Source organism: Streptococcus sp. 32226D021BW (genome assembly GCF_053545015.1).
Genome location: NZ_JBPPVC010000004.1, coordinates 78044 through 100692, shown reverse-complemented (window position 1 = coordinate 100692; position 22649 = coordinate 78044). Strand labels below are relative to the sequence as shown.

At 44.1% G+C, this 22649-nt stretch carries 21 protein-coding genes; 16 read left to right on the top strand and 5 right to left on the bottom strand.

All coding sequences use genetic code 11. From position 1 onward, the window contains the following. The first annotated feature begins 151 nt into the window (after positions 1 to 151). The 4 genes from ACEE44_RS04030 (at position 152) to tsf (ending at position 4451) form a co-directional block, all read left to right on the top strand. Positions 152 to 1303: a DUF6287 domain-containing protein gene (locus ACEE44_RS04030; protein ID WP_449171356.1), complete on the top strand. Its 1152-nt coding sequence runs from the start codon at positions 152 to 154 to the stop codon at positions 1301 to 1303. Positions 1304 to 1313: 10 nt separating this feature from the next. Next, complete coding sequence (locus ACEE44_RS04025) at positions 1314 to 2291, top strand: DUF4767 domain-containing protein (RefSeq protein ID WP_449171355.1); 978 nt, start codon at positions 1314 to 1316, stop codon at positions 2289 to 2291. A gap of 185 nt (positions 2292 to 2476) precedes the next feature. After that, the gene (gene rpsB, locus ACEE44_RS04020; RefSeq protein ID WP_014637198.1) at positions 2477 to 3253 is read left to right on the top strand and encodes a 30S ribosomal protein S2; all 777 of its coding nucleotides are present in this window, start codon (positions 2477 to 2479) and stop codon (positions 3251 to 3253) included. A gap of 157 nt (positions 3254 to 3410) precedes the next feature. Next, entirely contained in the window at positions 3411 to 4451 is a 1041-nt protein-coding gene (gene tsf, locus ACEE44_RS04015) for a translation elongation factor Ts (RefSeq protein ID WP_449171354.1), read from the top strand. Between the two features lie 441 nt (positions 4452 to 4892). Here tsf and ACEE44_RS04010 read toward each other — a convergent pair whose 3' ends face one another. Both ACEE44_RS04010 and ACEE44_RS04005 read right to left on the bottom strand, forming a co-directional pair. Next, positions 4893 to 5594 (bottom strand): GNAT family acetyltransferase, encoded by a 702-nt coding sequence (locus tag ACEE44_RS04010; protein ID WP_449171353.1) that lies wholly within the window; start codon positions 5592 to 5594, stop codon positions 4893 to 4895. Beyond that, on the bottom strand, positions 5594 to 5932 hold the full coding sequence (locus tag ACEE44_RS04005) for a thioredoxin domain-containing protein (RefSeq protein ID WP_449171352.1): 339 nt from the start codon (positions 5930 to 5932) through the stop codon (positions 5594 to 5596). The genes ACEE44_RS04010 and ACEE44_RS04005 overlap by 1 nt, the downstream gene beginning before the upstream one ends. A 282-nt stretch (positions 5933 to 6214) precedes the next feature. Between ACEE44_RS04005 and ACEE44_RS04000 the strand changes: the two genes are divergently transcribed. From ACEE44_RS04000 to ACEE44_RS03975, 6 genes are all read left to right on the top strand, one after another. Continuing rightward, a complete protein-coding gene (locus ACEE44_RS04000) occupies positions 6215 to 6673 on the top strand; it encodes a CtsR family transcriptional regulator (RefSeq protein WP_172000570.1) in 459 nt (152 codons plus the stop codon). A gap of 3 nt (positions 6674 to 6676) precedes the next feature. Continuing rightward, on the top strand, positions 6677 to 9124 hold the full coding sequence (locus ACEE44_RS03995; protein WP_449171351.1) for an ATP-dependent Clp protease ATP-binding subunit: 2448 nt from the start codon (positions 6677 to 6679) through the stop codon (positions 9122 to 9124). 95 nt (positions 9125 to 9219) lie between these two features. Continuing rightward, positions 9220 to 9711 (top strand): adenylyltransferase/cytidyltransferase family protein, encoded by a 492-nt coding sequence (locus tag ACEE44_RS03990; protein WP_172000568.1) that lies wholly within the window; start codon positions 9220 to 9222, stop codon positions 9709 to 9711. 198 nt (positions 9712 to 9909) lie between these two features. Then, positions 9910 to 10293: a hypothetical protein gene (locus ACEE44_RS03985; protein ID WP_172000567.1), complete on the top strand. Its 384-nt coding sequence runs from the start codon at positions 9910 to 9912 to the stop codon at positions 10291 to 10293. Between the two features lie 18 nt (positions 10294 to 10311). Next, a complete protein-coding gene (locus ACEE44_RS03980) occupies positions 10312 to 10545 on the top strand; it encodes a hypothetical protein (protein ID WP_105109046.1) in 234 nt (77 codons plus the stop codon). Continuing rightward, positions 10542 to 10784: a hypothetical protein gene (locus tag ACEE44_RS03975; RefSeq protein ID WP_172000566.1), complete on the top strand. Its 243-nt coding sequence runs from the start codon at positions 10542 to 10544 to the stop codon at positions 10782 to 10784. The genes ACEE44_RS03980 and ACEE44_RS03975 overlap by 4 nt, the downstream gene beginning before the upstream one ends. 104 nt (positions 10785 to 10888) lie before the next feature. Here ACEE44_RS03975 and dusB read toward each other — a convergent pair whose 3' ends face one another. The 3 genes from dusB to gshAB all read right to left on the bottom strand — a co-directional run bounded on the left by dusB (position 10889) and on the right by gshAB (position 15062). Continuing rightward, the gene (gene dusB, locus ACEE44_RS03970; RefSeq protein ID WP_158456488.1) at positions 10889 to 11893 is read right to left on the bottom strand and encodes a tRNA dihydrouridine synthase DusB; all 1005 of its coding nucleotides are present in this window, start codon (positions 11891 to 11893) and stop codon (positions 10889 to 10891) included. Continuing rightward, positions 11886 to 12752: an Hsp33 family molecular chaperone HslO gene (gene hslO, locus ACEE44_RS03965; protein ID WP_172053700.1), complete on the bottom strand. Its 867-nt coding sequence runs from the start codon at positions 12750 to 12752 to the stop codon at positions 11886 to 11888. The genes dusB and hslO overlap by 8 nt, the downstream gene beginning before the upstream one ends. A gap of 78 nt (positions 12753 to 12830) precedes the next feature. Beyond that, positions 12831 to 15062, bottom strand: coding sequence for a bifunctional glutamate--cysteine ligase GshA/glutathione synthetase GshB (gshAB, locus tag ACEE44_RS03960; protein WP_449171350.1), 2232 nt, complete (start codon positions 15060 to 15062; stop codon positions 12831 to 12833). Positions 15063 to 15425: 363 nt separating this feature from the next. Between gshAB and ACEE44_RS03955 the strand changes: the two genes are divergently transcribed. The 6 genes from ACEE44_RS03955 (at position 15426) to ACEE44_RS03930 (ending at position 22594) form a co-directional block, all read left to right on the top strand. Beyond that, entirely contained in the window at positions 15426 to 16718 is a 1293-nt protein-coding gene (locus tag ACEE44_RS03955) for an adenylosuccinate synthase (RefSeq protein ID WP_002940128.1), read from the top strand. A 109-nt stretch (positions 16719 to 16827) separates the two neighbouring features. After that, positions 16828 to 17136, top strand: coding sequence for a preprotein translocase subunit YajC (gene yajC / locus ACEE44_RS03950; protein ID WP_449171349.1), 309 nt, complete (start codon positions 16828 to 16830; stop codon positions 17134 to 17136). A gap of 160 nt (positions 17137 to 17296) precedes the next feature. Further along, entirely contained in the window at positions 17297 to 18052 is a 756-nt protein-coding gene (locus ACEE44_RS03945) for an isoprenyl transferase (protein WP_449171348.1), read from the top strand. A gap of 21 nt (positions 18053 to 18073) precedes the next feature. Next, positions 18074 to 18868 (top strand): phosphatidate cytidylyltransferase, encoded by a 795-nt coding sequence (locus tag ACEE44_RS03940; protein ID WP_449171382.1) that lies wholly within the window; start codon positions 18074 to 18076, stop codon positions 18866 to 18868. A gap of 9 nt (positions 18869 to 18877) precedes the next feature. Further along, complete coding sequence (gene rseP, locus ACEE44_RS03935; RefSeq protein ID WP_449171347.1) at positions 18878 to 20137, top strand: RIP metalloprotease RseP; 1260 nt, start codon at positions 18878 to 18880, stop codon at positions 20135 to 20137. Between the two features lie 603 nt (positions 20138 to 20740). Continuing rightward, positions 20741 to 22594: a proline--tRNA ligase gene (locus ACEE44_RS03930; RefSeq protein WP_449171346.1), complete on the top strand. Its 1854-nt coding sequence runs from the start codon at positions 20741 to 20743 to the stop codon at positions 22592 to 22594. The last annotated feature ends 55 nt before the right edge of the window (positions 22595 to 22649 follow it).

Here is a 22649-nt window from a genome sequence, read left to right as displayed (position 1 = left end):
TGAAATTGGTCAAGTGGAAAAATAAACATTTACAGATAATGTGTCTGGTAAAGGGCAGTGAAGACTGGAAATGCTTGTCGGAGCAACTGTCGGTATAATCAAGAATAGCCATACCTTTCGTTCCCAATCTATTTTTTATTTGGAGGTTATTATGAAAAAATATCTAGCTCTAGCACTGGTTTGTGCAGCAACCTTATCAGCTTGTAGCAAGTCAAATGTACAGACGAAACAATCCTCAACCTCGTCATCCACTCAGCAAAGTTCGACTAGTTCATCAACGAAACAACAAAGTTCAACTAGTTCGAGCCAAGTCAAGAAGGATGATAAGGAACTGTATCAGTCCGTCTTTTCGGATTACCAAGCAATCATTGATTTTGCGAATAGTGCAGATAAAGAAAATGTAGAAAAAATGATGGCTGTCTTACAAGGTTTACAGCTTCCGATGAATTCTTGGGTTATGGAAAGTGTGGTAAAAACTGCTCCCCATTTAAGATATGCCTTTTATGATCTTAATCAGGATGGTCAGAATGAACTGTTTATCGGATCTGAAAATACAGATGGGTCAGTATTTGTAAAGGGATTCTACGCGATTATTGATGGTCAAATTTCTTTGTTAGCAGAAAATTTTGTAGCTGGAGTTGGTGGTGGGAGAAGCGCCCTTGTCTTGTTCCAGAGTGGAGAATATGTTAGTTATGGATGGAGTTCAGGGACAGGAGATGCCGTAGGTACGCTTAATAAGTTAGATGCAAATGGTCAATTGATTGAGGGAGTCGAGCAAGATTTTCATATGAGAGATGAACTTGTTTCTGTTTTTGGAAAGACAGAGTCAGAAATTCTAGATCCTAATCAATTTGACTGGGAAGATTCTGAGTTTGATAGAGAGGAAACGGACACCAGCAGTTCAGATCAAACAGATAGTGTCCAGTCCATGAATTTGGAACAAATCCAAGCTGGAAATTTTGCTAGCTTGGAAGGTGACTGGGTCAATTCCCGTGGCGATCGAATAGAGATTGATAGTCAGGGGAATGTGGCTGTAAATGGTGGTGGCAATACTGCCTTTGTTGATGTACAAAATGCTAAGTTTGAAGGTGAAGTTCTTTTAGCAGGAATTACCAATCCAAATGCTATGGCTTCACCTACCATACCAACTTTGCTGATTCCAAAAGGGGTACAGAATACTTATGGATTGTTAGAAGGGCATAGCGATCAGACGGACACCAGCAAGGATAGGATTTTTACTACCCAGAGTGTCGCAACGACAGAAAGCTTTAGCCAAGGTGTCTTTTATCGAGTGGATGATTAGGAGAGATGGGATGAAAAAGAATAGAATGATATCAGGCTTACTTTTGGGAGCCAGCGTCTGCTTCTTGATGGCCTGTGGCAATCAGAAGCAAGAAACAACCTCGACTTCTGTATCGACGTCATCCTCTAGCTCGTCAAGCACCAGTTCCAGTACATCAACCACAACTACCTCTACATCAAGTAGTCAGGTCGGTTCTTGGGATGTTGGCAAGGCAGAGGCATTGAGAACGTTTGTGATTGACCAATGGGGGCCATCATTCTCGCCTCCCCAATACTATGTATCTTATGGACCAAGTCGTCAAGGTAACTTTTTTGGCGTGACCTTGCCCTCAGGTATTCTCAGTAGCCCGGAGCAACAAATGACGCCAGATTTTCTAGGAGAAACTCCTGATCTAGTTTGGAGTGAAACTGGTCAGGTAGAGGCAGGAAAAACAGCAGTAGTTGGGATCTATTCGGATATTGAAAATACAAAATTCCCAAGTGCCCATCTCTATCTCTTTACCATTAAGGATGGTCAGGCAATTGCTTGGATTACCGAGCAAAATCAAGGCAACCCAGAGAAGCGTTTGTATTTCCGACCGACTAAAAACCAGGAATTACAAGCTTTCTTTGAAAACTTGGTCCTCGGTGAAAGTTCAGCAGTAGCAACTGAAACTAGCTCGGCAACTGTTCCTAATATGTCTGTAGACACCAAGAATTTGACCGTCGAGCAGGCAGCTAATTGGGCCAAGGCACATGCTGCGACAAGATATGGCACACCATTTACTAGAGATGATTTTCTAGCACAGGTGGTTACAAATGTTCAGTCATCCGATGGATTGGTTTACATTGAGGTTAGAGAAGACCACAGCAGTCCAAATATGAAAGGGACAGATCCCAATGTTGCTCCATCAGCTGGTTTTTATAGGATCAATGCTAACGGTCAGTTGGAAAAAATGGATGTGGTAGCAGGAACCTATGCAGTAGTTGCTGAAACCTACTTTGAATAGAAAAAGTGCCGATTTTTGACGAATTTCTCTACTATTTTGCTTGAAAATAGACAGGTATTCTGATATACTAATAGAGTTGCTGTGCAACAAATACTCATCTCGGACCAATTGTGGTCTTGTTGCCGAAAGGTTGGGCTGCAAGTCGAAGTTCGGGAGAGGAGAAAAAACAAAAAGGAGAAATACTCATGGCAGTAATTTCAATGAAACAACTTCTTGAGGCTGGTGTACACTTTGGTCACCAAACTCGTCGCTGGAATCCTAAGATGGCTAAATACATCTTCACAGAGCGTAACGGTATCCACGTTATCGACTTGCAACAAACTGTAAAATTGGCTGACCAAGCTTACGAATTCATCCGTGACGCTGCAGCAAACGACGCAGTTATCTTGTTCGTAGGTACTAAAAAACAAGCTGCTGAAGCTGTTAAAGACGAAGCTATCCGCGCTGGTCAATACTTCATCAACCACCGTTGGTTGGGTGGAACTCTTACAAACTGGGGTACAATCCAAAAACGTATCGCTCGTTTGAAAGAAATCAACCGCATGGAAGAAGATGGAACTTTCGACGTGCTTCCTAAGAAAGAAGTAGCATTGTTGAACAAACAACGTGCTCGTCTTGAAAAATTCTTGGGCGGTATCGCTGACATGCCACGCATTCCAGACGTAATGTTCGTAGTTGACCCACACAAAGAGCAAATCGCTGTTAAAGAAGCTAAGAAATTGGGTATCCCAGTTGTAGCCATGGTTGACACAAACACAGATCCAGATGATATTGATGTTATCATCCCAGCTAACGATGACGCTATCCGCGCTGTTAAATTGATCACAGCTAAAATGGCTGACGCTATCATCGAAGGCAACCAAGGTGAAGACAGCGTAGCAGCAGTTGAAGCTGAATTGGCAGCTGAGCCAGCATCTACAGAATCAATCGAAGAATTGGTTGAAGTTGTAGAAGGAAAATAAGTAACGAAGGCGTTAAGAAAAGCGTTAGATTTATCTAAATCCTAGCTTTTTAGTCCGAGTACAATTCAACATTGTTATTAAAACAACAAAAACAATCCTAGAGGGGCAGGGCTGAGCCCGCTCCTCTATTTTATAAATACAAACAAGGAGAATAGACATGGCAGAAATTACAGCAGCTCTCGTTAAAGAATTGCGTGAAAAATCAGGTGCTGGCGTTATGGACGCGAAAAAAGCATTGGTTGAAACTGAAGGTGATATCGAAAAAGCGATTGAATTGCTTCGCGAAAAAGGTATGGCTAAGGCAGCTAAGAAAGCTGACCGTGTAGCGGCTGAAGGTTTGACAGGTGTTTACGTTGATGGTAACGTAGCAGCAGTTGTTGAAGTTAACGCTGAAACTGACTTTGTTGCGAAAAACGCTCAATTCGTTGAATTGGTAAACACTACTGCTAAAGTAATTGCAGAAGGTAAACCAGCTGACAACGAAGCAGCTCTTAAATTGGTTATGCCTTCAGGTGAAACCCTTGAAGAAGCATACGTAAACGCAACTGCAACAATCGGTGAGAAAATCTCATTCCGTCGCTTTGCTTTGGTTGAGAAAACAGATGCTCAAGCATTTGGTGCTTACCAACACAACGGCGGCCGTATCGGTGTTATCTCAGTAATCGACGGTGGTGACGAAACTCTTGCTAAACAAATCTCAATGCACATCGCTGCGATGAAACCAACTGTTCTTTCTTACACTGAGTTGGATGAGCAATTCGTTAAAGATGAGTTGGCACAAATCAACCACAAAATCGAACAAGACAACGAGAGCCGTGCAATGGTTGATAAACCAGCATTGCCACTCTTGCAATACGGTTCAAAAGCTCAGTTGACTGATGAAGTAATCGCAGCAGCTGAAGAAGCAATCAAAGCAGAATTGGCAGCAGAAGGCAAGCCAGAAAAAATCTGGGACAAAATCATCCCAGGTAAAATGGACCGCTTCTTGCTTGACAACACTCAAGTTGACCAAGCATACACACTTCTTGCTCAAGTTTACATCATGGACGACAGCAAAACAGTTGAAGCTTACTTGAACTCAGTAAACGCTTCAGTTGTAGAATTTGCTCGTTTCGAAGTAGGTGAAGGTATCGAGAAAGCTTCAAACGACTTTGAAGCAGAAGTTGCAGCTACTATGGCAGCAGCTCTTGGTAAATAATTGGTAGTCTTCATTTTATCTTTTATTACTTCGTTAACTCGCCTTGCCGTACTTCAGTACAGCCTACGGCTCGTTGCCTCGTACTAAAAGCAAACTGAAAAACTACTCGACAATTCAAGAACTTCCGAATGGGAGTTCTTTTCATATTGAGAGCTGTACTTCACGAATGTGACTTACTTTACAAGCTGTACGGCTCTTTCGAGGCGAACTTGGTTCGCACTATCTCCAGTCTTCAAAGGATTCCCAAACCTTTGAAGCGACTACTAAAAGCAAATTGAAAGCTTACTCGACAATTCAAGAACTTCCGAAAGGGAGTTCTTTTTTGGTAAAATCGGTCTTAGGGCGGATGTCGGATATGCTAGACTAGGTTATACTATTATCAATCCTAAATATTTTTCATAATCTCCTTAAAAAGCACCGGCCTTGTGGTCGGTGCTTTTGCTATCTGTCTAAAATGTAGGTGTTCCAGCTGGGTTTGTTTGGTTGTCGGAATTGGTCAGCTAAATGCATGGCGATAGGATCGCAGTCATCAGCCTCAAAGCTAATTTGCTCATACTGTTCAAATAGTTGGCAAATAACTGCTTGGATGAAGGAATCAAAGCTTTGTTCATCTTTTCCGCATACGTAGGCAATTTCATTGTTTTCTACGAAGGCACAATTTTCTGAGTCTGTATAAACTAGGTCAGGCAGATCCTTTTCAAAGTCTTCTTGACTGGCAGTCCAAGGGTTGATGTCTTGGTGGACTGTTTGATAGTGGTCAAAGATTTGCTGACAGGCTATTTGATAAGGTGCGGTGCCTTTGCGGACTATACTTATGTTGGATGTGCCTGTTTGACTGAGATAGTCTTGCTTGGTCACTTCGAACTCATAACATTTCCGTTTGAAGACAAAGCCTGCTGCGGTGAGGAAATGGATTCTTTCCTGCTCTGCAGAGGAGAGCATAACTTGAAGAGTTTTTCCGCCTAAGTAAGTTTGTAAGGACTGGAAGAGCTGCTCTGCTATGGTCCAATCGTAATCGACCAAAGCCAGTCGCAGATAGATATTGGTCTGGTGGTAGGGATTTTGGTAGCTGTGAATCTTGCCGAGTGGTCTTCCTTGATAAGAGATGTGGAAGATGTTGGCCTGGTAGGAAATGTCTAGCATTAGCCTTGAATAAAAGCCGCAATCTCTTCTTCCGTCATGCTGGAGTCGCAGCGGACTTGGACTCCAGTAGGTTTAGCGACCAAGAGACCAGGTACGGTAGGAACTTGGTAGTGATCGCGGAGGGCCTGAAGTTCAGGGCTGACTTGGCTAGAGTCGAGGAAGTGAACAGTCACTTGCTTGTCTTGGGCGACCTTGTGGAGTTTTGGTGCGAAGCGGTTGCAGTAAGGACAGGTTGCTCGTCCGATGAAGAGAACAGCCTCCTCTTTGGCAGCTAGAAGGTTCTGTGCCTGCTCCACAGTCACACTTGTAAAGTCTTGAATGTAATCTTGAAAGTTCATGGTATAAGATGTAAAGGGCCTTAAGTGGACACAGAAAAATAGGGAACAGAACGTCGCAAGCGTCTAGTTCTCGTATATCTTTTTGGCTCAGTCCCTAGTCCGTATTCAGTTCAACCAAATACGGAAGCCCTAGTCCTTTCTGTTTTTTTTTCTTTTATTATAGGATAAAGCAGAGCAGATTTCAAAAAGTAGCTACGTTTGTGTGGAAGTGAGGCTTTCGCTTTCAAAATGTAAACAAAAATAGTATAATGGTCAAAGATAGTCAAAGAAAGAGGCGATACTATGGCGATGAAAAATACATCGGATTATATAGAAGAGCATATCAAAGCCATCTTGGACCAAGTTAGTGTAGCTGAGTTGCGTCGAAGTGAATTGGCCAGTCGGTTTGAGGTGGTTCCTAGCCAGATAAATTATGTCATCAAGACACGATTTACAGCCAGTCGTGGCTATATTGTCGAGAGCAAGCGGGGTGGCGGTGGCTACATCCGTATTGGTCGAATTACCTTTTCAGACAAGCATGAACTGGTCCATGATTTATTAAACAATATGGGCGAACAATTGTCTGCGACGGTCTATGCAGATATTCTGCAGTTGCTGTTTGATGAAGGATTGATGACAGAAAGAGAGGGCAATCTTTTTCTGGCAACTGGTTCGGATGAGGTATTGGGTAAGGATGCAGCAAGCATTCGTGCTCGAATGATGCGTCAAATTTTACGACGTTTAGATAGGAAAGAGGATTAATTCATGAAGATTTCAACTGGTTTACAAAGGGTGTTTGAAGATGCCCAGTTGGTCGCCCAACGCTATGCCTGTGACTATTTAGAAACCTGGCATATTCTCCTGTCCTTTGTCATCAATCATGATACGGTTGCAGGAGCTGTTTTAGCAGAGTATCCAGTTTCTATTTCTGATTATGAGCATGCGACCTTTGTTGTGACAGATAAGGTCTATCGTGAAGAATTGGATCATTTGCATATTTTGCCATCTTCTAAACGTTTGGATGAAACAGCTAGTTTGGCCAAGAAAATTGCAGAGGTTGTTAAAGCCAAGGAATTAGGTACGGAACATTTATTTATGGCTTTGCTTTTGGATAAGCGTTCGACTGCTAGTCAGATTTTGGATAAAGTCGGTTTTCATTTTGAGGACTCAGATGATAAGATTCGTTTTTTAGATCTACGTAAAACCTTGGAAACACGTGCAGGCTTTACAAAGGAAGACTTGAAATCTATCCGCAGTATCATGAAGGGTGGGAAAAACAAGCCAACCAATGCGGGACAGATGATGGGGATGCCTCAGCCACAGAGTGGAGGATTGGAAGACTATACCCGTGATTTGACTGCACTAGCCCGAGAAGGCAAGATGGAACCTGTTATTGGCCGGGATGCTGAAATTTCACGGATGATTCAAATCTTGTCCCGAAAGACCAAGAATAATCCTGTCCTAGTAGGTGATGCGGGTGTCGGAAAAACAGCACTCGCTTTGGGTCTGGCCCAACGTGTCGCTTCAGGTGATGTGCCTGTTAGCCTATCTAAGATGCGGGTACTAGAACTTGATTTGATGAATGTGATTGCAGGCACTCGTTTCCGTGGTGACTTCGAAGAGCGGATGAACAATATCATCAATGACATCGAAGAAGATGGTCAGGTGATACTCTTCATCGATGAGCTGCATACCATTATGGGGTCTGGTTCAGGGATTGATTCAACTCTGGATGCGGCCAATATCCTCAAGCCAGCCCTGGCTCGCGGAACTCTTCGGACAGTTGGGGCGACGACTCAAGATGAGTACCAAAAGCATATCGAAAAAGATGCGGCCTTGGCACGTCGTTTTGCCAAAGTGATGATTGAAGAGCCGACTGTGGAAGATAGCATTGCCATTTTGTCTGGTCTAAAAGGGACTTTTGAGAAATACCACAGGGTCCGTATTGGAGATAGGGCTGTTGAGACTGCTGTAACCTACGCTAAGCGGTATTTGACCAGTAAAAACCTGCCAGATTCAGCAATCGATTTGCTAGATGAAGCCAGTGCAACCGTGCAAAATCGTATAAAAGGCCAAGTCTTAGAAACTGGTTTGACAAGTATTGATAAGGCACTGATGGCTAAAAAATATAAAACCGTGAGTAAGCTATTGTTTGAGGCTAAGGAAGCAACCAAAGCTAGTCAAATCTATGATGTAGAAGTGACGGAAGAAGATATCTTAGAAACCCTCAGTCGTCTGTCTGGTATTCCAGTGACCAAGCTCAGCCAGTCAGATGCCAAGAAGTATTTGAATTTGGAAGCCGCATTACACCAGCGTGTCATTGGGCAGGAAGAAGCCATTTCTGCAGTCAGCAGGGCTATCCGTCGTAATCAGTCGGGTATTCGGACAGGGCGCAGACCGATTGGTTCCTTCATGTTCTTAGGACCGACTGGGGTCGGTAAGACGGAGTTGGCTAAGGCGCTGGCAGAGGTTCTCTTTGATGATGAGTCAGCTCTGATACGCTTTGACATGTCTGAATACATGGAGAAATTCGCAGCCAGCCGTCTAAATGGTGCCCCTCCAGGCTATGTTGGCTATGAAGAGGGTGGCGAATTGACGGAGAAAGTCCGCAACAAACCTTATTCTGTTCTTCTCTTTGACGAGGTTGAGAAAGCCCATCCAGATATTTTCAATGTTCTCTTGCAGGTCTTGGATGATGGTGTCTTGACAGACAGTAAGGGACGCAAGGTGGATTTCTCCAATACCATCATTATCATGACCTCAAACCTTGGAGCGACAGCCCTTCGTGATGATAAGACAGTTGGTTTTGGTGCCCTTGATTTGTCTAAGGACCACAAGGAAGTGGAGAAACGCATTTTTGAGGAATTGAAAAAGGCCTACCGTCCTGAATTTATCAACCGTATCGATGAAAAAGTGGTCTTCCATAGTTTGACTGAAACCGATATGCATGATGTTGTCAAGGTCATGGTCAAATCCTTGCTTGCGGTAACAGCTGAGAAAGATATTACTCTCAAACTTCAGCCGTCAGCCCTTAAGTTATTGGCTAAACAAGGGTACGACCCAGAAATGGGAGCCCGTCCGCTGCGTAGACTCTTGCAGACCAAGTTGGAAGACCCGTTGGCAGAGATGTTGCTCCGTGGGGAGTTGCCAACTGGTTCAACCTTGAAGATTGGGGTTAAGGGCGAAGAGCTCAAGTTTGATGTGGTCAAATAGGTGGAAAAATGCTAGAACTAAGACTGCTTTTAGAAGCAGATTGTGAGGACTTTATCTGCCGCAAAAAAATAGTTTTCGGATGTGAAAGGTAAGGTATGAAACAAACCGTAGCAGTCGTTTTCGGAACCTTTGCTCCCATGCACAAGGGGCACTTGGATTTGATTGAACGAGCAAAGTTGGCTTGTGGTCAAGTTTGTGTGGTGGTTTCAGGATATGACAAGGATCGTGGGGATAGGATAGGTTTGGATCTGACTAAACGTTTTCAATTTGCTCAAGAGCAGTTTAAGAAAGATGATTTGGTGAGAGTTTATGCGCTTGATGAAACCGACTTGCCAGCCTATCCTGATGGTTGGGACCTTTGGCTAGAACGCCTGCTTGCTTTGTTGGACTTGTCTGAAAATCAAGTGCCAGTCTTCTATGTGTCTGAGGAAGAATACGCTCAGGAACTGCATAGGCGAGGTTATCAAGCTCATTATAGTCCTAGAAGATTTGGTATTTCAGCCACCCTCATTCGTGAGTATCCTCAACAATATCAGGCTTACATTGCCCCTGCCTTTCTTGCCTTTTTTGGAAAGGAAGCCATGTAAAACAGTATGGAAAAAACGCATAAAATCAGGTCATAACCTTGGTTTTATGCGTTTTTTATCACTGATTTTTACAGAAATCCCATGTATTTTAACGAACGTTCGGAAATGACTTGTATATGTACAAGAAAATACAATTTTTTTTGACTATTTTAATTTTATTTGTTACTATATACTCATCAAAAAAAGGAGGTGGTTCTTATGAAAAAAAATCTTTTGAAAAAAACTATCACTTGTTTTATTTGCTTGTTTACTGTATTGATTACAGTTATGTCATCAATGTCATCTGTTCAGGCTGCTAGTCGGATTGAAACACCTATCGAAACTAGGTCTATTCATGACTCAAACCTTGAAGGTGGTGGTAGATTAACTTATATAAATCTATCAGGATTTTCAAATAGATTTGGAACAGCAGCATCTGGTAGAGCTGGAACCTATTATGGTGCAAGGGGAACCTATCTCATTAGAGATTATGGAGTTAATTCTGGAGCAGGTGGACACGGCGGCAGCTATTGGAAGCTTTATAACAGAAGTGGTCAAAGAATAGGAACGTATAGTAGATATGGATACTATTTACGACCATAGTTCAATTAGGAGGATTTAATGAAATCATTTCAACTAAATCATTTTGAAATTAAGATTTCTGAAAAACTACACCCAGTTTATGATGGAAATGATGAGATATTAGTTATCTTTCCAGACCATACTGCAATCTGCTGTCAGGTAAAACTTTCTAAAGAGGGTAGACTTTTGGTAGATACATTTTGGGGTGTGGAGCATGAAATCTCAGGTAACTCGGTAACTATTTATTCTATGGAAGAGGAGGGAGTTGAGTGAAACAGTATTCATTTAGACAGTATACTATCCATGTTCATCCAAATTTAAATGTGTTCATCGGAAATGATGAAACAGAACTGGTTCTCTATAGCAAAGAACCAGATTGTACACTTTTAGCCTTGCTAAGATGGTTACCAGATAAAAATTCTATTCGTATTATCAACCGTTGGAAATTAGCCTACGAATACGACGATAAGAATAGTATCTACATTCATTACGACCCCGATTATCGTTACTAAACATGTAGTAATCTATACGAAAAAACGCATAAAATCAGGTCATAACCTTGGTTTTATGCGTTTTTCTGTTTCATTGTTAGCGAGTTTTAACCTGCCAGTTTATCTTATTTAGCAATCCGTTCTTGATAAGCTTCTCTGGCTTGGTCAAAGAGTTCTTGGACCTGCTCAATGGTTTCTGCCTTGGCAACGGCGCCACGAATCTTGGCAGCACCTGCTGAGCCACGGAGATAGTGGGGAGCAAGGCCACGGAATTCGCGGACGGCAACGGACTCACCTTTGAGATTGGTCAATCGGGTCAGGTGGTCGAAGGCGACATTGAGTTTATCATCGAAGGAGAGGTCGGGCAGGACTTCTCCTGTTTCAAGATAGTGGTTGATTTGGTTGAAGATGTAAGGATTGCCCATAGCGGTCCGTCCGACCATGACGGCATCGGCACCGACTTCCTCGATTCGTTGACGGGCATCTTCTACATTACGGATGTCGCCGTTTGCGATGAAGGGAATCTTGGTCAGGCTGCCAGCTACCTTGGTCAAGGTTTCTAGGTCAACCGTTCCTGTGTACATCTGCTCGCGAGTCCGTCCGTGCATGGCTAGGGCAGCCACTCCGCCACTTTCTGCGGCCAGGGCATTTTCGACCGCTAGGTCGGTATTGTTCCAACCTGTCCGCATTTTAACAGTCAAGGGAATATCGAGGACCGAGGTCACTTCCTTGATGATGTGGTAAATCTTATCGGGATCTTTGAGCCACTTGGCACCGGCCTCATTCTTGATGACCTTGTTGACGGGGCAGCCCATATTGATGTCCACGATGTTAGCCTTGGTGTTCTTCTGGATGAAGTCGGCAGCCCGTTTCAGTCCTTCGGCATCGCCACCAAAAAGCTGGATGGACATGGGGTATTCGTTGTCGTCGATATGGAGCATGTGGAGGGTCTTCTCGTTGTTGTAGAGAAGGCCTTTTTCAGAAATCATTTCCATAACGACCAGACCTGCGCCCATTTCCTTGGCAATGGTACGGAAGGCCGAGTTGGTCACGCCAGCCATTGGGGCCAGCACGCAGCGATTGGGGATTTCCACATCACCAATCATGAAAGGGGTGTTGAGATTAGCCATTGATGAGTTCCTCCAAATCGTTTTCGTCAAAGTGGTAATGGGTCTGGCAGAATTGACAGGTGATGTCCACGCCCTTGTCCACGTCTTTCATCTCTTGCAGGTCTGTTTTTGGCAAGCTGGCTAGAGCATCGAGGAAGCGGTCCTTAGAGCAGTCGCAGACAAAGCCGATTTCCTCTTCTGACAGGCGTTTGAAGTCATCATCGCCATAAATGGCGGATAGCAGAGCTTCTATGTGGTTTTCAGAAGCCAGCAAGCTCGAAATGGCAGGCATTTCCTGGATGCGTTTCTCGAAACGGGCAATTTCAGCCTCGGTCGCACCTGGAAGAACTTGCAACAAGAATCCGCCAGCCACCTTGACCTTGTCTTCTTCGTCCAACAAGACATTCAGTCCGACCGCAGAAGGTGTCTGCTGGCTGTCTGTCAAGAAATAGGCAAAGTCTTCACCGATTTCACCGGAGATTAAGGGGGTCATGGAATTGTAAGGGTGGCCTGTTCCGTAGTCTGTGATGACCAGGAATTGTCCATTGCCCACAAGTGGCCCAACGATGACTTCGCCAGTTGCTGTTCGTTTGTAATCCAAGTCTGGATTTTGAATGTAGCCCTTGACTTGCCCTTTGGTATTGGCAACGGAGATGATAGCCCCAATAGCACCGCTGGCCAAGATTTTCAGGGTGATCTTGGTGTCGCCTTTTTCGTTGGCAGCCAAAATCTGATTGGCAATGAGGGTGCGGCCCAGAGCCACAGTTGATGAAGCCATAGTATCGTGTTTTTCTTGGGCTGTTTTCACGGTTTCTGTGCTATCTAGCACAAAGGCACGGAAATGCCCGCTTTTTGATAGAGTCTTAATAATTTTATCCATAAGGATTATTATAGCACAAGTGGGGAAAATGGGGAAAGGGGGAGACCGAAAGTAAAAAACTGACTATGACTAGCCAGTTTACAGTTCAGGAAACAACTTCCTCAAAATTTTAGGTGTGATGCTCTGCCCAGGTCCTGCGTAAGTATAGGTGTGCAGGTACATGGCAGGGTTAAAGTTAAGCTCGATACAAGTGCAGTTTGGCTCTTCTTTGCTTGCTGGCTTGGTGCGGTCGGGGATAATCAAATCCACACCACAGGCCCAAGCACCCATGGCAGTCGCCATATCGGCAGCCAGTTGCTTGTAGGACTCATCCATCTGATCGGTCATATCAATGGAGTCACCACCGGTGGAGATATTGGAATTGCCACGCAGAAAGGCTTGGACGCCTTCTGGCAAGACTGTATCAGGTGTGTAGCCCTGTTGCTCTAACATGAGCAGTTCGATATCGCCTAGATTGATGATTTCAAGCGGTGAACGGTGATCACGGCCTCGCAGAGGATCTTGGTTTTTTTGGTCCACCAATTCTCGGATGGTTGACTGCCCATCCCCAACGACATTGGCTGCGACGCGGAGCAGGACAGCTTCGCACTTGCCGTCCAAGATGAAGAAACGGTACTCGGTTCCCGCCACGAATTCCTCCACCAGTACATGGCTGTCTTCCGAAAAGGCGATGTCAAGGGCTTTTTCATAGTCCGCTTGGCTGGCTGGTTCTTGGAAGATAGAGATGCCTAGGCCAAAGTTGGTGGATTTTGGTTTGACAACAATAGCAGAGCTGGCGACCTGTCCGTAATACCGCAGGGCATCTTCTTTGTTAGAAAATTCAGCTCCCGCAGGCACTGGAAAACCAGCCTGGTCCAAGATCTTCTTGGTTACGACCTTGTTGGCCATAGCCAGAGGAATGACGTAGTTGTCCTTGGAGGTCATGTTGCCATTTTTGATGTACTCGACATGGTCACCATGCCAGAGCTTGAGAAACTGGTCTTCTTCATCTAAAATCTCCACATTCAAGCCCAGCTGAATGGCGTCAAAGAGAATCATCTGGGTGGAGAGTTCCATGTTTTCATAGCCCTTGAGGGCGTATGGGGCTGTCCAAGCGTAGTCATGGAAAGTCTTGCCTTGCTGCTGACCGAAGTGTTCCAAAGACCCGTCTTCAACCTGCTCTGCTATTTTTCCAGAGAGGGTCAGACGAGGGTCTTGAAGGGCCGCCTCTACCTGAGCGATGAGCTGGCTGTAGTAGTCGTCCAGTCCGAAATGTTGAACGATAGCCTTCATGGCGGTCAGGATAGGGCTGGCATCTGCCTCTGCTGGTAGGGGGGTGTGGGGATGGCTGAGGGCGATGCGGTTGTTGAGTGCTGCCGCTGTTGCCAGTTCCTCATATACCTGCTCCATGTCGTCGAGCCAGAGGAGAGCCAGGGCAAAGAGGTGGGTGGTGTCAAGTGTCTCTTGGCTAATAGCCAGAGGCTCGAAGGGATTGAGGTCGAAGTTGCGAAACTCCAAGTAGGTAATGCCCTTGGTCAAAAAGTCCCGGCTGGTCTTGGCACCGCGGAGGCGAACCGCAGAGTAAAATTCCTTTTCGGCAGACAGTTGACCGCTAGCAACCGCCTGCTCGATGTCGGTCACGTATTGCTCCAAGGAAGAGAAGGAGATGTGGACATCGGGGGCGTTGACATAGCCGTAGTTGGAATTGCGGATAGACCGCACGCAGCCAATTTCATCTGTCAAAAATCCTTTTTCCGCCAGACTGCTAGCTCCGTAGAGGTAGGTCAAGAACCAACGGTAGCGTAAGAAATTCTGAGCCAGTTTGAGATAGAGGGCGTTTTTGAAGGTGATGAGGTCGTCGTAATCACTGGCTTCAAAGAGTTGCTGGGTCAGGTCCTTGCCGAGCTCGAAGTTGTAGTGGATGCCTGACATAGACTGGAGCAACTTACCATAGCGTTCTGCCAAACCAACACGGTACTGATACTCATAGTCACTTTCCAGTTGGGCAATTTGGATTTCTTCTTCTGAAATGACAGGTGGCATGGACAGGGGCCAGAGATATTCTTGTTTATCCATAGACCGCATTGCCACATCCGTGATGGCTCCGAGGAAACGACGAGCTTCTTTGGTCGAATGAGCCACGGGTGTAATTAGCTCTAGTTGTGGCTCGCTGTAATCGGTCTGGATATACGGATGAAAACTGCGAGAGCCTAATTTTTTAGGATGTGGAGTCTGAGCCACGTGGTTGTCAGCATTGATGCGTAAGGATTCCCGTTCCAAACCAAAGGTGGCTTGGAGGATGGGGCTATTTGGGGATAATTTCTGTAACATAAGCAATCCGTCCAATTTCTGATAGTGTCTTACACCAATTTTATCTAGTTTGTAAAACAAATACAAATTTCTGCTACGTTTTGAAAGAAAAAATGAAGTTGGTAAAAGGAAAGGATGAGGAGGCTTCGGAAATTCCTGTCAAAAACAATTTTAAAAATGTTCAGGATAAGCATTTGTTCGTATTTTGAGATTGAAAATGATGCAACAAGAAACAACGTCCGACATAAACGAAAATATTGGAAATTCTTGAAAAAATGTTCGTTTTTTGGTAGAATGGATTGTAAAACGAAACTTGCAGGTGAGATTCCTGCCAGAAGTAGAAGAAAGGCTGGACTGGTCAGCCAGTTCAGAGAAAGAGTGAATATGACATCAGTAGTTGTTGTAGGAACCCAGTGGGGCGACGAAGGTAAGGGTAAAATTACAGATTTCTTGTCTGCTAATGCTGAAGTAATCGCGCGCTATCAAGGTGGAGATAATGCAGGACACACTATCGTTATCGACGGTACCAAGTATAAGTTGCACTTGATTCCGTCAGGAATCTTCTTCCCAGAAAAGATTTCTGTTATCGGTAATGGTGTGGTTGTCAATCCAAAATCATTGGTGAAGGAAATCAACTATCTCCATGATTCAGGTGTCACAACAGATAACTTGCGGATTTCAGACCGCGCACATGTTATCCTACCTTACCACATCAAATTGGATCAATTGCAAGAAGAATCAAAAGGCGAAAACAAGATTGGTACAACCAACAAGGGTATCGGTCCAGCTTACATGGACAAGGCTGCACGTGTTGGTATCCGTATCGCAGACCTCTTGGACAAGGAGATTTTTGCAGAGCGCTTGAAAACAAATTTGGCTGAGAAAAACCGTCTATTTGAAAAAATGTACGAGTCAACTCCTATTGAATTTGATGAAATCTTTGAAGAATACTACGCATATGGCCAAGAAATCAAGAAATATGTAACAGACACATCTGTTATTTTGAACGATGCTTTGGACCAAGGCAAACGTGTCTTGTTTGAAGGTGCCCAAGGGGTTATGTTGGATATTGACCAAGGTACCTATCCATTCGTTACTTCTTCAAACCCAGTTGCTGGTGGTGTGACTATCGGTAGCGGTGTCGGCCCAAGCAAGATTGACAAGGTTGTTGGTGTATGTAAGGCCTACACTAGCCGTGTTGGTGACGGACCATTCCCAACTGAATTGCACGATGAAATCGGAGACCGTATCCGTGAAATCGGTAAAGAATACGGTACGACAACAGGCCGTCCACGCCGTGTCGGTTGGTTTGACTCAGTGGTGATGCGCCATAGCCGCCGTGTGTCAGGTATTACCAACTTGTCCCTCAACTCGATTGACGTTTTGTCAGGTCTTGAAACCTTGAAAATCTGCGTGGCTTATGATTTGGATGGTGAGCGGATTGACCACTACCCTGCAAGTTTGGAGCAACTCAAACGCTGCAAACCAATCTATGAAGAAATGCCAGGTTGGTCTGAAGACATCACAGGTGTACGTAGTCTGGATGAATTGCCAGAAGCGGCTCGCAACTATGTTCGTCGTATCAGCGAATTGGTCGGCGTTCGTATCTCAACCTTCTCAGTAGGACCTGGTCGTGAACAGACCAACATCCTTGAGAGTGTATGGAGTGCAAAATAGGATAGATAAAGGCTGAACGAGAGTTCGGTCTTTTTTGACTGACCAAATTTTGATTTCTTTCATTAAATTTGGTATAATCATGCTTATCAAACTAAAAAGAGGTACACAAATGGAAGGATTATTATTTCCTGCTTTGATGCTTGCTATGATTGGTTTTATGTTCTATAGCCAGCGCAAACAACAAAAACAGCGCCAAGATGCACTCAGCCAGATTAAAAAAGGTGATGAAATTGTCACTATTGGTGGTCTGTTTGGTATTGTTGATGAAATCGATGATAAAAAGGTTGTCTTGGATGTTGATGGAGTCTACTTGACCTTTGAACGCGGGGCTATTCGTAACCGAGTAACTGAAGCAACAAGTTCAGTTATTGCAGAAGAAGCAAGTCAAGAGAAAACAGAAACAGCTATCGAAGAATAGATGACTGAAAACCGGGGAGAACCTCGGTTTTTTGCATGAACGCGCTAGCTGATTTTTGCGTAAATCCTTATAAATATGGTATAATAGGCTGATTATATACAGTATTATTCGAGCTTTCGAAAGATGTCATAACAAAATATATAAATATTTAAGGAAAAATATGTTTAGATTTAAATTTAAAAAGAAGGAAAGCATTGAAACAGCGATTGAAGTTCCTAAGCATATAGCGGTTATCATGGACGGCAATGGTCGCTGGGCGAAAAAGCGGATGCAGCCTCGTATCATGGGTCATAAGGCCGGGATGGATGCCCTTCAAAAAGTGACTAAAACAGCTTCTGATCTGGGAGTTAAAGTATTAACTGTTTATGCATTTTCGACGGAGAATTGGTCTCGACCAGAAAAGGAAGTTAAATTTATCATGAACTTACCTGTGGAGTTTTATGATAAATATGTACCGGAACTCCATGCAAATAATGTTAAAATTCAAATGATTGGGGATCATTCTAAGCTTCCAGAGGCTACTTTGAATGCCTTGTACAAGGCAGAACAAAAAACCAAGAATAATACGGGTTTGATTTTGAATTTTGCCCTGAACTATGGTGGGCGTGATGAAGTGACCCGAGCAATCAAGGCCATTGCACAAGATGTCTTGGATGCCAAGTTTAATCCAGGGGATATTGATGAAAAGTTGATTGCGGACTATCTCTATACTGGAAGTCTATCGCCTGCTCTTCGTGATCCGGATTTGGTTATTCGGACCAGTGGAGAATTGCGCTTGAGTAATTTCTTGCCTTGGCAGACAGCCTATAGTGAGCTGTATTTTACAGATATTGCTTGGCCAGATTTTGATGGTGAGGCACTGAAATTAGCTATTAAAGAATACAACCGTCGCCACAGGCGTTTTGGTGGCGTGTAAGGAGAGGTTATGACAAACGATTTGCAGAAACGAGTGGTATTTGGAGGGATTGCTTTTGCAGTCTTTCTTCCCTTTTTATTACTAGGGGGAACGACTTTTCATTTCTTTGTAGGCCTACTAGCGATGATTGCTACGGCTGAATTACTCAAAATGAAACAGTTGGCTCCAAATTCAATTGAGGGGGTTCTTGCCATGTTGGCAAGTCTAGTCTTGACCTTGCCTTTGCAGAATTACCTGACTTTTTTGCCAACGGATGGCAACTATACAGCCTATGCCATTATTGTGTTCCTTCTTCTCGGAACGACCGTTTTTAATTTGGGAGAGTACAACTACTCGGATGTTGTTTTTCCGATTGCCTCTAGTTTTTATGTAGGGATTGGTTTTCATAATTTGCTGTTGGCACGGACGGATGGGTTGAATAAGGTATTGTTTGCACTTTGTATTGTATGGGCAACGGATATTGGGGCTTATCTGGTTGGTCGCCAATTTGGTCGAAGAAAGTTATTACCAAAAGTATCACCCAATAAGACGGTGGAAGGATTTTTTGGTGGGATTGGCTCCGCTCTCGTCTTGTCGATTATTTTCTTATTGGTTGATAAAAGCCTTCGAGCAGGTTATCCCTTCTTCTTGATGCTGGTATTGGTGGCCATCTTCTCTGCTTTTGTTCAATTTGGTGATTTAGTAGAAAGTGCTATTAAGCGTCATTTTGGTGTCAAGGATTCTGGCAATCTGATTCCAGGTCATGGTGGTATTTTAGACCGCTTTGATGGTATGATCTTTGTCTTTCCTATCATGCACTTCTTTGGACTGTTTTAAGGAGGGACTATGAAGGGAATTTTAGCCTTTATCTTTATATTTGGTGTGATTGTAGTTGTTCATGAATTTGGGCATTTCTACTTTGCCAAAAAATCGGGTATCCTTGTCAGAGAATTTGCCATTGGTATGGGACCGAAAATCTTTTCTCATACTGGTCAGGATGGAACTCTCTACACCATCCGCATTCTTCCCCTCGGTGGCTATGTTCGTATGGCGGGTTGGGGTGAAGATAAGACAGAAATTAAGACAGGTACGCCTGCCAGCCTAACTTTGAATGCCGATGGTATTGTTACTCGTATCAACCTTTCAGGAAAGCAACTTGATAATCTGAGTTTACCTATGAATGTAACCAGTTTTGACTTTGAAGAGAAGCTGGAAATTACAGGCTTGGTGTTAGATGAAAACAAGACTTACAAGGTTGACCATGATGCCACGATTGTAGAGGAAGATGGGACGGAAGTTCGGATTGCTCCGCTGGATGTTCAATATCAAAATGCGACTGTCTGGGGGAAGTTGATAACCAACTTTGCTGGTCCTATGAATAACTTTATTCTAGGTACCGTTATTTTCATCATGCTTATCTTTGCTCAGGGTGGTGTTGCAGATCCAACAAGTAATGCAGTCCGTATTACAGACGGCGGTGCTTTACAGGATGCAGGTCTGGTTACAGGTGATAAAATCTTGTCGGTCAATGGTCAAACAACGCATACTTACACTGATATTGCTAGCATCATTAGTCAGGTAGCCTCAGAAGCCTCTACAGCTCCAAGTTTTGATTTGGTCGTTGAACACGAAGGGGCTGAAAAATCGCTCACTGTTACTGCTGAGAAGGTTGACAATAGCTACCGAATTGGAATTTCACCGATTTTAAAAACTGGTTTCCTTGATAAGATTATTGGGGGATTCGAGCAAGCGGGTGCGACAGCCCTTATTGTTGTAACTGCCTTGAAAAACTTGATTGCCAACTTCGACGTCAAGCAATTGGGTGGACCTGTTGCTATTTATTCTGTCAGCAATCAGGCTGCTGCAAACGGTTGGGTTTCGGTCTTTAACCTGATGGCTATGCTATCAATCAATATCGGTATTTTCAATCTCATCCCTATTCCAGCCTTGGATGGTGGGAAGATTGTCATGAATATTTTAGAAGGTATTCGCAGAAAACCGCTCAAACCAGAAACAGAATCCTATATTACGCTGGCAGGCGTTGCAATCATGGTTGTCCTCATGCTGGTTGTGACTTGGAATGATATTATGCGTGTATTCTTCTAGATAAAAACTCCAAAAGGAATTGAATGCGTGCTAAACGCAGGATGTTCTGAAAAACTACGAAAAAGAAAGGAACAGAGAGTTTTCAGATTTGAACTCGAGCGTCAGCGAGGGATTTGAAAAGTGACTTCTGTGATTTCTAATCAAGTAAACTATGAAAGGAATTGAATGCGTGCTTCACGCAGGATGTTCTGAAAAATAAGAAAGGAACTGAACACGGGCTGAATCCTGTGCATTCCTGATAAACAAAAGATGAAAGGAACAAAGGAGGTTCGTAATTGAACTCGGTCTAAAAACTCGGAAAATAGATTGAGAGCTACGCCTCTGGATTTCTAATCAGGTAAACTACGAAAGGAATTGAACACGGGCTGAAACCTGTGTTTTCCTGATAAAAATGATGGAAAGAAAAGAGAGTTTTCAGATTTGAACTCGAGCGTCAGCAAGGGTTTTGAAAAGTGACTTCTGTGATTTCTAATCAAGTAAACTACGAAAGGAATTGAATGCGTGCTAAAAACTTTACGAAAAAGATAAACCTGCCTTGTGCCAACGGCACTGCGTTAGGTTTCCTATTTTCGTTTCGTTTTCTTAACGCACTTATATCTTAATATGAAACAGTCTAAAATGATTATCCCCACTTTGCGGGAGATGCCTTCGGATGCGTCGGTGATTAGCCACGCTTTGATGTTGCGTGCGGGTTATGTCCGTCAGATTTCTGCTGGTATTTACAGCTACTTGCCTTTGGCTAACCGTGTGATTGAAAAAGCAAAAAATATCATGCGTGAGGAGTTTGATAAGATTGATGCTATTGAATTTTTGGCACCAGCTCTCTTATCAGCGGACATTTGGCGTGAGTCAGGTCGTTACGAAACTTATGGCGACGATCTTTACAAGCTCAAAAACCGCGAAGGTTCTGACTTTATCTTGGGACCAACTCACGAAGAAACGGTGACACTATTGGCGCGTGATGCGGTGCAATCTTACAAGCAGTTGCCACTCAACATTTACCAAATCCAGCCAAAATACCGTGATGAAAAACGCCCTCGTAACGGACTTCTTCGTGGTCGTGAGTTTATCATGAAAGACGGTTACAGCTTCCACGCTAGCTACGAGAGCCTGGATCAAACCTACGATGACTACAAGGCAGCTTACGAGGCTATTTTCACTCGTGCAGGACTTGAGTTCAAGGCCATCATCGGTGACGGTGGTGCCATGGGTGGTAAGGACAGCCAGGAATTTATGGCCATTACCCCAGACCGTACCGATCTCGACCGTTGGGTTGTCTTGGACAAGTCTGTTGCTTCTTTTGAGGAAATACCAGAGGATGTTCTTGAAGCGATCAAGGCAGAACTCTTGGCTTGGTCTGTGTCTGGTGAAGATACCATCGCCTACTCTAGCGAGTCTGGCTACGCTGCCAACCTAGAAATGGCAACTAGCGAGTACAAACCAAGTACAGCAGTTGTAGTTGAAGAAGACTTGGTCAAAGTAGCGACACCAGATGCCAAAACCATCGACGAGGTTGCTGCCTTCTTGAATGTTGCGGAAGAGCAAACCATCAAAACCATGCTCTTTATGGCGGATGGTGAGCCAGTTGTTGCCCTTCTTGTTGGCAATGACCAGGTCAACGATGTCAAGTTAAAAAACCACTTGGCAGCAGATTTCTTTGATGTAGCTAGCCCAGCCGATGCAGAAAAAGTCTTCGGTGCAGGCTTTGGCTCACTTGGCCCAGTCGGCTTACCAGAAAACATCAAGATTATTGCAGACCGCAAGGTTCAAGATGTGAAGAACGCTGTAGTCGGTGCCAACGAAGATGGTTTCCACTACACAGGTGCCAATGCAGGTCGTGATTTCCAAGTGACTGAGTATGTGGACATTCGTGAAGTCAAGGAAGGCGAGCCTTCTCCAGATGGACACGGGGTTCTCAACTTTGCTCGAGGTATCGAAATTGGTCACATCTTCAAGCTTGGTACCCGTTATTCAGATAGCATGAATGCCAACATCTTGGATGAAAATGGTCGTTCTATGCCGATTATTATGGGTTGTTATGGTATCGGTGTTAGCCGTCTCTTGTCAGCTGTTCTTGAGCAACACGCTCGCCTCTTTGTCAATAAGACACCAAAAGGCGAATACCGTTACGCTTGGGGGATCAACTTCCCTAAAGAATTGGCACCGTTCGATGTACATTTGATTCCAGTCAATGTTAAGGACGAAGAAGCTATGGCCTTGACTCAGTCCATCGAAGCCAGCTTGGTCGGTGCTGGTTATGAAGTCTTGACAGACGACCGCAATGAGCGTGTCGGTGTGAAATTCTCTGATAGTGACTTGATTGGCTTGCCAATCCGTGTGACTGTTGGTAAGAAAGCCGCTGACGGTATTGTTGAAGTCAAAATCAAGGGAACAGGTGATACGGTTGAAGTTCATGTTGATCAGTTGCTTGAAACCTTGCAAATTTTGACTAAGTAATAGTAAATTAAGGCAAATAACCTGTCCAGTTTAGTTTGGGCAGGTTTTTGCTTGT

Excerpts from the sequence above, each read along its gene's own strand:
- ACEE44_RS04030 (WP_449171356.1), top strand. The coding sequence starts at position 152 with ATGAAAAAATATCTAGCTCTAGCACTGGTTTGTGCAGCAACCTTATCA.
- ACEE44_RS04025 (WP_449171355.1), top strand. The coding sequence starts at position 1,314 with ATGAAAAAGAATAGAATGATATCAGGCTTACTTTTGGGAGCCAGCGTC.
- rpsB (WP_014637198.1), top strand. The coding sequence starts at position 2,477 with ATGGCAGTAATTTCAATGAAACAACTTCTTGAGGCTGGTGTACACTTT.
- tsf (WP_449171354.1), top strand. The coding sequence starts at position 3,411 with ATGGCAGAAATTACAGCAGCTCTCGTTAAAGAATTGCGTGAAAAATCA.
- ACEE44_RS04010 (WP_449171353.1), bottom strand. The coding sequence starts at position 5,594 with ATGCTAGACATTTCCTACCAGGCCAACATCTTCCACATCTCTTATCAA.
- ACEE44_RS04005 (WP_449171352.1), bottom strand. The coding sequence starts at position 5,932 with ATGAACTTTCAAGATTACATTCAAGACTTTACAAGTGTGACTGTGGAG.
- ACEE44_RS04000 (WP_172000570.1), top strand. The coding sequence starts at position 6,215 with ATGGCGATGAAAAATACATCGGATTATATAGAAGAGCATATCAAAGCC.
- ACEE44_RS03995 (WP_449171351.1), top strand. The coding sequence starts at position 6,677 with ATGAAGATTTCAACTGGTTTACAAAGGGTGTTTGAAGATGCCCAGTTG.
- ACEE44_RS03990 (WP_172000568.1), top strand. The coding sequence starts at position 9,220 with ATGAAACAAACCGTAGCAGTCGTTTTCGGAACCTTTGCTCCCATGCAC.
- ACEE44_RS03985 (WP_172000567.1), top strand. The coding sequence starts at position 9,910 with ATGAAAAAAAATCTTTTGAAAAAAACTATCACTTGTTTTATTTGCTTG.
- ACEE44_RS03980 (WP_105109046.1), top strand. The coding sequence starts at position 10,312 with ATGAAATCATTTCAACTAAATCATTTTGAAATTAAGATTTCTGAAAAA.
- dusB (WP_158456488.1), bottom strand. The coding sequence starts at position 11,893 with ATGGCTAATCTCAACACCCCTTTCATGATTGGTGATGTGGAAATCCCC.
- hslO (WP_172053700.1), bottom strand. The coding sequence starts at position 12,752 with ATGGATAAAATTATTAAGACTCTATCAAAAAGCGGGCATTTCCGTGCC.
- gshAB (WP_449171350.1), bottom strand. The coding sequence starts at position 15,062 with ATGTTACAGAAATTATCCCCAAATAGCCCCATCCTCCAAGCCACCTTT.
- ACEE44_RS03955 (WP_002940128.1), top strand. The coding sequence starts at position 15,426 with ATGACATCAGTAGTTGTTGTAGGAACCCAGTGGGGCGACGAAGGTAAG.
- yajC (WP_449171349.1), top strand. The coding sequence starts at position 16,828 with ATGGAAGGATTATTATTTCCTGCTTTGATGCTTGCTATGATTGGTTTT.
- ACEE44_RS03945 (WP_449171348.1), top strand. The coding sequence starts at position 17,297 with ATGTTTAGATTTAAATTTAAAAAGAAGGAAAGCATTGAAACAGCGATT.
- rseP (WP_449171347.1), top strand. The coding sequence starts at position 18,878 with ATGAAGGGAATTTTAGCCTTTATCTTTATATTTGGTGTGATTGTAGTT.
- ACEE44_RS03930 (WP_449171346.1), top strand. The coding sequence starts at position 20,741 with ATGAAACAGTCTAAAATGATTATCCCCACTTTGCGGGAGATGCCTTCG.